The organism is Polaromonas sp. P3_B4 (genome assembly GCF_056402835.1).
Genome location: NZ_JBFUGQ010000006.1, coordinates 20,432 through 28,914 on the forward strand (window position 1 = coordinate 20,432; position 8,483 = coordinate 28,914).

Annotated in this window: 6 protein-coding genes; 2 read left to right on the top strand and 4 right to left on the bottom strand. The window is 60.8% G+C overall.

The genetic code is table 11. From position 1 onward, the window contains the following. Positions 1-116: 116 nt before the first annotated feature. From AC1DVV_RS22740 to rpe, 4 genes are all read right to left on the bottom strand, one after another. Positions 117-2,645 (bottom strand): PAS domain S-box protein, encoded by a 2,529-nt coding sequence (locus tag AC1DVV_RS22740; protein ID WP_457282299.1) that lies wholly within the window; start codon positions 2,643-2,645, stop codon positions 117-119. A gap of 42 nt (positions 2,646-2,687) precedes the next feature. Then, positions 2,688-3,440 carry a response regulator gene (locus tag AC1DVV_RS22745; protein ID WP_457282300.1) on the bottom strand — a complete coding sequence of 251 codons (753 nt, stop codon included), beginning with the start codon at positions 3,438-3,440 and terminating at the stop codon, positions 2,688-2,690. 126 nt (positions 3,441-3,566) lie between these two features. Further along, positions 3,567-5,147: an adenylate/guanylate cyclase domain-containing protein gene (locus AC1DVV_RS22750; RefSeq protein WP_457282301.1), complete on the bottom strand. Its 1,581-nt coding sequence runs from the start codon at positions 5,145-5,147 to the stop codon at positions 3,567-3,569. 97 nt (positions 5,148-5,244) lie between these two features. Next, the gene (gene rpe, locus AC1DVV_RS22755; protein WP_457282302.1) at positions 5,245-5,940 is read right to left on the bottom strand and encodes a ribulose-phosphate 3-epimerase; all 696 of its coding nucleotides are present in this window, start codon (positions 5,938-5,940) and stop codon (positions 5,245-5,247) included. A gap of 97 nt (positions 5,941-6,037) precedes the next feature. Between rpe and apaG the strand changes: the two genes are divergently transcribed. Further along, complete coding sequence (apaG, locus tag AC1DVV_RS22760) at positions 6,038-6,433, top strand: Co2+/Mg2+ efflux protein ApaG (protein ID WP_457282449.1); 396 nt, start codon at positions 6,038-6,040, stop codon at positions 6,431-6,433. 21 nt (positions 6,434-6,454) lie between these two features. After that, positions 6,455-8,416 carry a site-specific recombinase gene (locus AC1DVV_RS22765; RefSeq protein WP_457282303.1) on the top strand — a complete coding sequence of 654 codons (1,962 nt, stop codon included), beginning with the start codon at positions 6,455-6,457 and terminating at the stop codon, positions 8,414-8,416. Positions 8,417-8,483: the final 67 nt, after the last annotated feature.

Below are 8,483 nucleotides of genomic sequence, written 5' to 3' on the forward strand. Positions count from 1 at the left end.
ACAACGCCGGCGGAACCTCATCTCGCAAAATCTGCATTACCCGCTCAAAGCCTCGATTTGGAGATACTTATTTCTTCATTCCAGATCGCGGTCCAGACGGCACAGCGCCGGTGCCATCAAAGAACGCCCCCGCGTTTCCCGTTGGAGCGGCTTTTGATGGCGCGCTTGATGCACTTCAGCAAGCGCTGCTCATCCAGCGGCTTTTCAAGCCACTCCGAGACGCCGAGCGACTGGTTTTCGGCATGCTGCCGGGCCTCTGCAGCGATAACCGACAAGACCAGCACCGGTAGCGTGGCGGTGCGCTTGTTGGCGCGCAGCTCACGAACAACGGTGAGGCCGTTTTCATAAGGCAGCTTGATATCCATCGTCATGGCGGCATACGTCTCCATCTTGAGGTAGTCGCGTGCCTGATCCGCGGTATGCGCCATGTCCGCGTCGTACCCGCCCTTGTCCATGATCATGCCGATAAGCTTGGCGACATCCGGGTCGTCCTCGCACACCAGCACGCGGGGACGTGCATACAGCCCCACCGGTGCGGTGACAGGGGGTGCTTCGCGCCATTCGGGCAAATCAAAGTAAAACGTCGTTCCCGCATTGCTCTCGGTCGTGAAACCGATGTTGCCCTCCATGCGCTCAAGAATGGCTTTGGAAATGCTCAGGCCAAGCCCGGTCCCGCCTTTCTGGCGGGTGTCGGAGGAGTCGGCCTGCGAGAACTTCTGGAAGATGCGCTGCCGGAATTCGTCGGGAATCCCGGGGCCCTTATCGGAGATCTCCACCCGGGCGCGACGGCCACGCTTGCGCACAGTCACATCGACCGTCCCCTCCGGAGGAGAAAACTTGATGGCATTGGACAACAGGTTGGTCACCACCTGGATCAACCGGTCGCTGTCAACGCAGACCTGCAGGGAATTTTCGGCCCTATGCAGGGCCAGCTTGACGCCGTGTTGAGCGGCAAAGCCCTCGTTATCTGCCAGGGCCCGCTCCAGCAATGGCTCAAGCTCCTGCGCCTGCAGCTCGAAACGCATCTTCCCTGATTCGATTTTCTCGCTGTCGAGAATGTCATTGATCAGCCGGATCAGCCGCTCGCAATTGCTTTGGGCAATGCCTACGAGGTTTTTGGCTTTTTCCGGAATTTCGCCGGCCACACCGCCCCATACCAGTCCCAATGACCCGCGTATTGACGTCAGCGGCGTGCGCAGCTCATGGCTGACGGTTGAAACAAATTCGGTTTTCATGCGGTCGATACGCTTGAGCTCGGTGACGTCCGTCCCAAGCGAGGAAAACCCGATGACCATGTCCTGCTCATCACCTTCCCCATATCGGGGAAAGTAGTTCATGACGTATTCGCGGCGGTCACCGCCGGCTGTCACATACTCGAACTCATGACGCACCGAGTAACCGGAAAGTGCTTCGCGTACATGCACCCTGACCTGGTCATACAGTTCGGCCCCCAGCACTTCCTGCATCGGCCGGTTCTCGATTTGTTCGGCTTTCAAACCAAACGCTTCTTCGTAGGCGCGGTTGTGGAATTGAAAGCGCTGCCCTCCGTCGATATAGGCAATCAGGGCCGGAACGGTATCGGTCAGCTGGCGCAATTGTTCCTCGCTGTTGCGAAGAGCCTCGGTAATGCGCACGCTCTCGGAGATGTCGTGAATGATGGCCGTGAAAAGCCGCTTTCCGCTCACATTGACATCGCCAAAGGACACATTGACGGGGAATTCGGTCCCGTCGTGGCGCTGGCCCAGGATCTTGACGTCCCACTCCCGGAAGCCGCGCTGGCGGCCGCCCAGCCCGGAGAAAAAGGCACTAAACCCCATGCGGTACCGCGTCGGTAGCAGCATGGTGACCTCCTGGCCAACCAGATCTTCGAGCCGGTAACCAAAAAGATGACGTGCTGCGCTGTTCGCGTGGACGATCAGGCCTTCGCCCGTTGCCGTGACCAGCCCTTCGGCCATGCTCTCAGTCACGGCCCGGCTCATGGCTTCGCTGTCCAAAAGCTGCGCCTCAGCACGGCGGCGCTTTTCCTGCGTCCGGAGAATCCTCTGGATCGCCCAGCCAAATATGCTGAGCGACAGCAGTCCGCCCATCAAAATCAGCTGCTTGACGGTTTGAGCAGTCTGGCGGGTTTCGGCCTTGGTGCGTTCAAGGGCTGACTCTTCACCCCCCTTGATACGGCCAACCAGGATTTCGATTTCATCGTGGAGCTGGCGGTTCAAGGGGCCACCCACGACGGCAATAGCGGCTTCCAGACCGGATTGCTGGCGTGCCGTAACAGTCTGTTCCATCAAGCCGACCGTTCGCGTGATCGCATCTTTCAGTGCAAGCCAATCTGCAGCGGAGGTGACAACATCCTGGCCGGGCCGCATGCTTTCGAGCGCCTGCTGGATCTGTGCAAGGGACTGCCGGTAGTCAGCCAGGTCGCTGGGGGCATTGGTCAGCAAATAACGCCGCTGCAGGGATTCCGTCGCCTTGAATCCAGAAACCACGCGCTGGAGAACGAGCGCCTTTTCCCGCGCTTCACTTTCACTCTGCGCATCGCTAATCAGCGAATTGATGGTGACATAGGATGCCGCAATACTCAGGGCGATCAGGACCATTCCGGCACACAGGGCCACGTTGATGCTTGAGCGAAAGGGCATTTTCATGGCGCTTGGAGCTTCTTCAGGCCTGTTCGCCGCAAAGGCGTGCTATTGGGTGCCCAGCACGGTGCGGACGGCCTGAATCAGTGATTCCGTCTCTACAGGCTTGGTGACATACCCGTCGGCACCACCCGCCAGGCCCTTCAGCACGGACTCCCGCGTTGCCTTGGCGGTCAGCATGATGACCGGAACGTCCTTGAGCACGGGATGGGAGCGAATCCGCAGCAGGATGTCGAAGCCGTCCGCATCCGGAAGCATCACGTCCAGAAGCACCAGATCGGGAATCGGCTGCTTGCGAAATTCCGCCACGATCTCGGCACGGGAACCGGCCGTGCGAACGTCGAACCCCTCGAACGTCAGATAACTTTGCAGAAATTTGGCGAGGTGCTCCTCGTCGTCCACGATAACAACTGACAGGCGTTCGCCAGCTGCGTGGGCACGGGGTGCTCCGCGTTTGCGCGCAATACGCACGTAATAGTTGGACTTCTTGAGCGTGGCCGCACAGGAGTCGGCTTCCGCGTCCGCCGCTGTCAGGGCCAACGGGCTGAGGTGGAGTTGCAGTGAGGCCGCAAACGGATCGGGCTGAACCATTTCCACGAGCCCCTTGGCATAGAGCAGATCGAGCGTGCCGTCTACTGTGGCACTGCCTGCTTCACCCATGCTCTGCCGGATCTGCGCGACCGTCAGGATGCCATCAAGGCGCACCAGCAATTCAATCTCAGGCTGCGAAATCGACGTGGCGGCACTGCGCAGTTCCTGTTGACCTTTGGGTGTAACCGCATAAATGTTGTTTGGATGCACTGTGGATGTCCTTTCGCGGGTAACGGGTAACAGTCGTGGCATGAGCCTGAATGCATTCTGATTCTAGTGGCTTGCGATGTAAGGAAACGATACACCTGCAGGTCCGGCCCCTCATGGATCGCCTCGCTAAGAGCCTGCGGCGGCCGGATCCGTCGGTGGTAACCCTGACTGCAGCGCAGCAATCAGCTCGCCCAGGGATGACTCCAGTTTCCCCAGTAAATCGTCCAGACTTTGGCGCGGCAGGCCCTCATTGATGGCCTGCTCAAGCGCGGCCGCATCCGCCGGCACGCGAATGGCTCCGATCTGGGCCGAAACGCCCCGCAGGGAATGGCTGAGCAGTTCGGCATTCTTCAGGTCGCCCGCATCCAGCGCTTCGCGAATGTGCCGGGGAGTATCCCGGCGGCCGTCGAGGTAGCGGCGCAGCATCGACAGATAAAACCCCTTCATGCCCATTGCGCGGGTCAGGCCGACGCTGAGATCCAGGCCGGCAATGCTCTCAGGCAACGTGGCGTCTGCGGCATCCGCCATGGGAATTCCCGTACCCGGCGTTTTGACGGTATCCCGCGGCGGCGGCTGCAACGTTGGCGGGGTCGCTGTCGCAACAGCCTGCGGCAAGCGCGCCGGTTTCAGCACGGCATAGACCGGAATGGGCTCCGCAAATCCCTTGGCCGTGACGGCAGGCCGTGCTTCGGCCTGGATTTCCGCCTGGACCAGTGCATGGGTTTCGCGGGAGATCAGCATCTGGCCGGGCTCTGCGGCCTGCTCAAGCCGCGCGGCAAGGTTCACCTCCCGGCCAATAATGGTGTAGTCCATACGCAGCTTGCTGCCGAAATTTCCGACATCGCAAAACCCGGAATGAATGCCGATGCGTATTTCAAAAGCCTTGTCGATACCCATCGTTTTCCACCGCACCTGAAGCTCATCAAGCCGCACCAGCATGGCCACCGCCATCCGGACGCACTGCACGGCATCCTGCTGCCGGCCAAGGGTGTGCGGGTCCCCGAAAAAAATCACGATGGCATCGCCGATGAATTTGTCCAGCGTGGCGCCATAGTCGGCCGCGATTTGCGACATCTCTTCAAAATAGCTGTTCAGCAGGAACGTGACTTCTTCCGGTTGCCATTTACCGGTCGATTCGGTGAAGTTCTTGATGTCCGAAAAAAACACCGTGAGCCATTTGCGCTGCGTCTCGATTTCAGCCTGGCGCGACCCGTCAAAGAGGGACTGGTAGACCTGCGGTGCCAGGTAACGCGACAGTTGTTCTGACAGGGTCTTCAGGCGCTTGGCATTGGCGCTGCGTTCAAGATGCATCCTGACGCGCGCCAACAGGATGGGCGGGCTGACGGGCTTGGTGATGTAGTCGGTGGCCCCCAGGTCCAGCCCATATTGCTCCTCCTCCACACTGGCAAGCGCCGTCAGGAAGATCACCGGGATATCAGCCGTGCGCGGATCGCCCGCCAGTTGCCGCATCACCTCGTAGCCGTCCATGCCGGGCATCATCACATCCAGCAGGATGATCTCGGGGCGCACACCTGAAGTTGCCGCCTGCAGGCCCTCCTCGCCCGACGCAGCGGCAATCACCTCATACCGGTCCTGCAGCAGCGTCGCGAGAAAATAACGTATGTCCTCGGTATCGTCCACCACCAGGATGCGCGCCCTCCGCGCGGAGGGCGTCTCGCTAACCGGCGGCTTCACAGGTTCAGTCATGATGCGGCTCTTCCATGAATGCCGGGCCAGTTGCGGCCCTACCGGTTTTCGGGCAGAGAGATATGGGAGACAGGGGTCTGCATCGTTGCAGTCTGCCTTATTTCACCAGCTCCACCCGCATGGCGTCAATCACCGCCCTGTAGTCGGGTTTCCCGAAAATCGCACTGCCCGCGACAAAGGTATCGGCACCGGCCGATGCCACGCGCGCGATATTGTCGGTCTTGATGCCCCCGTCGACTTCCAGGCGAATGTCTTTTCCCGAAGCATCAATGCGTTTTCTCGCATCTTCTATTTTGCGCAGCGCGGAGTCAATAAAGCTTTGTCCGCCAAAGCCCGGATTGACGCTCATGATCAGGATGAGATCAATATCCTCAATCACCCAGTCCAGCACATCCAGCGGAGAAGCCGGGTTGAACACCAGCCCCGCTTTGCAGCCTTTTGCCTTGATGGCCTGCACGCTGCGGTGCACATGGCCCGACGCCTCGGGGTGAAAACTGATGAAGTCGGCACCTGCATCGGCAAAGGCTGCAGCCAGTGCATCGACGGGCTGCACCATCAGGTGGACATCCACCGGCACGGCAGTGCCATCAGCTTTTTTTGCATGAGGCTTGAGGGCCTGGCAAATCATCGGCCCAAAGGTCAGGTTGGGCACATAGTGATTGTCCATGACGTCGAAGTGGATCCAGTCGGCTCCTGCAGCAATCACGGCTTTGATCTCGTCACCCAGCCGGGCAAAGTCGGCGGACAAAATGGAGGGAGCGATCCGGTAAGTGGGTGGCGTGTTTTTAGGCATGGCCGGATTGTCGCAGCAAGCCGCCGCCGCGTCATGCCCGCACGCATGGCAGCCTCCCGGGCAGGCGGTTAACATGGACGCCAACCGTTTACCTGCCATGCCCAAATACCAGTTCTCCTGCGAAGTCGTTCCGCAATACCAGCCTGACCAGTCGGCCCCGGAAGACCACATCTACGGGTTTTCCTATACCGTCACAGTAACCAACACCGGCGACGTGACCGCCCAGCTGATTTCCCGCCACTGGATCATCAGCGACGCCAACGGTCACAACGAGGAAGTCAAAGGGCTTGGCGTTGTGGGTCACCAGCCGCTGCTCAAGCCGGGTGAGTCCTTCCAGTACACCAGCGGATCGCGCCTGCGCACGCCCACCGGCACCATGCACGGCAGCTATTTTTGTGTGGCCGAAGATGGCGAACGTTTTGACGTACCCATTGCCATGTTCGTTCTGGAAGCACACAACGGCAGCGCCCCGCACGGCCGGGTGCTGCACTGAACGGATGGGTTTGACCGGCTGATGAAGGATCTTGCTTCCCTCCTGAAGGCGCTCGACCCCGACGCCGACCTGGCCCAGCGCCACGTCTGGCTGATCAAGCTTTTCGAGTGGATTCGCGGCGACCAGACTTCCGTGCCTGCGGCCGTGTCACGAGTACAGGCGTTGATGGACGCCGTGGAGATGCAGCCCGAAGTGCGCACACGGCTGCAAGCCTGGTGGCAAACGCTGATGCAGACCGTTGACATCACCACCTTGCTGGCCGACTTCGGCTTTGCTCCGCGCACGGCGTTTGTCAGCGAGCTGGCCGAACGCCTGCGTCGCAAGCTGCTACCCGGAACGCCCGAAACCACCGATGCTTCGGAGCTTTTCCCACTGGTCGCCCCCACACGTTTCGATGCCCAGTGGATGGGCGCACTGGAAGACGCCCAGATCAGCCGCCTCACGCAGCTGTTGTCGGCCAGCCCAAAGCTGGATGCACTGCACTGGCAATACAGCCTGATGGACGCCCTGACGTATTGCACCGCGCAGATTCGCGCCACCGGTTTTGCGCCGGAGCTGCGTCTGCGCATGAACCGCGCCACGCCACACGCCCGGGCCTTCCATGCCTTGCCCGCTGATATCGACGAGCTGCGCAACGCGTTCTTCAAGCCTGACCGGAACGAAGCCCAACTGCAATCCGCCATCGCACAGTACCGTGAGCGACTGGACGCCTGCCGCCAGGCCGTCAACAGCATTTACGTGCATCTTGAAGACCACGGTATCTCCGTCGGCATGGTGTTTCGCCTGCGCCAGTTGCGCGAACGCATCCTGCGCGTGCGCGAACTGCTGGACGCTCTGCTTTCGGCCAAACCCGGCATGGCTGCGCTGAAACTGCTGACGCGCCGCGTCATCACGGCGCAGGAGAGTAAAAGCATAGGCGCGCTGATCAGCGCCAACTCCACGCTGCTGTCGGCCAAGATGGCTGAGCGCAGCGCAGAGACCGGGGAAACCTACATCACCCGTACCCGCGAGGAATACCGCGAAATGCTGGGCAAGGCCATGGGCGGCGGAGCGATCACCGCTTTCACCACGCTCCTGAAATTCATGGTCGTGGCAGTTGGTCTTTCTGCCTTCTGGGGCGGCTTCTGGTCCAGCGTCGTCTATGCCGGCAGCTTTGTTGTCATCCAGCTGCTGCATTTCACATTGGCCACCAAGCAGCCTGCCATGACCGCACCGGCGATGGCGGCCAAGCTCAAGGACATCGGTTCGGTCGATACGACCGGCCCCATTGAAGCGTTTGTCGACGAGGTGACGCACCTGGTGCGTTCGCAAGTTGCGGCGGTGTGCGGCAATGTATTCATGGTCGTTCCGGCCGTGCTGCTCGTCAACACGCTGATCCAGGTCGTTCTGGGCCGGCCCATGATCAGCGTCGCCGACGCGCACCACGTGCTGGAAACCCTCACCGTGATGGGCCCCGCCCTGCTATGGGCCGGGTTCACCGGCGGCATCCTGTTCGCAGCCAGCATGATCGGGGGCTGGACCGAGAACTGGTTTGTACTGCATCATCTTGACTCGGCGATGCGCCACAACCCGCGCATCACTTCCGTGCTGGGGGGCGAGCGCGCTGCGCGCTGGTCCGGCTTCATGCGCGACAACATTTCGGGTTTCGCGTCCAACATCGCACTGGGTTTCATGCTCGGCCTCATACCGGCCTTTACCGGTTTCTTCGGGCTTGAACTCCAGGCCCGCCACGTCACCCTGTCAACCGGACAACTGGCGGCGGCCGGCGCCTCTCTCGGGCTCGAAGCATTCCGGCACTGGCAAATCTGGTCCTGCATTCTTGCCATTCCCCTGATAGGCGCGCTCAACCTCGGCGTGAGTTTTTACCTGGCGTTTCGCCTGGCCCTGCAGGCGCACAACGTGAGCAACCTGGACCGGGCCCGCATACGCATCGCCATCTGGGCACGCCTGCGCAGCCATCCGCGCAGCTTCTTCATGCCCTAAAAGCTGGCTCCCCCTGTCCAGGCTCACTGCGTGTAGCCTGTTCTCCCCTCGAGGGGACGGCGCCTGC